This is a genomic window from Nocardia sp. JMUB6875 (assembly GCF_041154655.1).
Taxonomy (GTDB): Bacteria; Actinomycetota; Actinomycetes; order Mycobacteriales; family Mycobacteriaceae; genus Nocardia.
Genome location: NZ_BAAFGR010000389.1, coordinates 1 through 1,480, shown reverse-complemented (window position 1 = coordinate 1,480; position 1,480 = coordinate 1). Strand labels below are relative to the sequence as shown.

At 70.1% G+C, this 1,480-nt stretch carries 2 protein-coding genes; one reads left to right on the top strand and one right to left on the bottom strand.

Annotated features, from left to right (window positions below):
• Positions 1-342 (bottom strand): MATE family efflux transporter (locus ACAM49_RS40155; protein WP_369640735.1); only part of this gene is annotated, 342 nt, incomplete at its 3' end.
• 187 nt (positions 343-529) lie between these two features.
• Between ACAM49_RS40155 and ACAM49_RS40150 the strand changes: the two genes are divergently transcribed.
• A partial coding sequence (locus tag ACAM49_RS40150; RefSeq protein WP_369640734.1) for a mucoidy inhibitor MuiA family protein occupies positions 530-1,480 on the top strand: 951 nt, incomplete at its 3' end.

Below are 1,480 nucleotides of genomic sequence, written 5' to 3'. Positions count from 1 at the left end.
GCTGGCCTGCACGCCTTCCACAACGGCCCCGCGCTCGTCCCCCGCCCCGTGCCGCCGCGCCGCCCGCGCCGTCGTCCCGTAGCTCAGGAACGTCAACTGCGAACTGACCTGCGCCAGAATCAAACCGCCCACCGCGAGCCCGGCCAGCGCCAATGCCCCCAGCCGCCCGACGACGGCCATATCGAACAGCAGATAGATCGGCTCCGCGACCAGCACCCCCAGCGTCGGAATCGCGATACCCAAGATTTTCCCCGGTCCTGCGGCGGCGGCCTCGGTTCCCCGGACCGCCACGGGAGATCCGGGGTCCTCCCCCGCGCCGTCGAACACCTCAGCACTGCTCATCCGCTCACCATTCCATACCGGCCCGACACCCCCTGCCCAGCAGCGCGGCAGCGCGTCATCGACCGAACGGTCGGATTCATAGTCGGAGCAATATATGTCCGTTTCGCAATTGGTGTCCCGGGGCGACCCGCCGTGACCGAGCGCAATCCCATCGACTCGCGCCGACCGCTCGGGCAGGCTGGACACCATGGTGGATCTCGAGACAACGATCGCGGCGGTGACGGTCTATCCGGATCGGGCCCGGGTGACCCGGTCCGGCAAGGCGAGTGTGGCGGCGGGTGAGCATCGCATCCGCGTCTCTCCCCTACCGCTGGAGCTACTGCGCGATTCGATCCGCGTGGCCGGACACGGCGAGGTGACGGTCCTCGGGGTGGACATCGTCACCGAACGCCAGCCCGAGCCGAGCGACGAACAGGTCGCCGAACTCACCGCCCGCCGAGACGAAGTCGACGCCGCGCTGACCGAGCTCGCCGATGCCGACAAGGCCGCGGACGCCCGCATCGAATTCCTGGAGCGCCTGATGCGGAAGTCCGCCGGGCAGTTGGCCAAGGCCTCGGACGAGCGGGTCGCCGCCTTCGGTGACAATCTCGAGGCCCAGTACGCGGCCGTCCACGCCGGCCGCCGCGACCGGGCTCGCCTGCGGCAGGACAAGGTTCGCGAGAAGAGCTCGCTCGAACGGCGGCTGGCCGACCTCGGCCGCAAGAACCGCCCCGACATCCGGGCCGCGATCATCACCGTCGAGGCCAACCAATCGGCGACCGCCGAACTGGAACTGACCTATGTCGTGCCCGGCGCGAAGTGGTCCAGCAGCTACGACCTGCGCATCGACGACAAGGGCGTGAACCTGCGCTGGTTCGGACTCGTCAGCCAGTCGACCGGCGAGGACTGGCCCGAATGCCGCCTGGAATTGTCGACCGCCCGCCCGGCCGTCGCCCTCGACGTGCCCGAACTCGATCCGTGGTACCTGAGCACCACTCCGCCCGAACCGAAACGCCGCATGCGGATGTCGCGCTCCGGCAACGCGGACGGCAACGACATGGTCCTGGCCGCCGCCGCACCCATGGCCGCACCCGCCGGGGCGGCCCCGCCCATGCCTCCCCCGCCCCCGGTTCAGGAAGCGGTCAGCACCGTCGAGCAC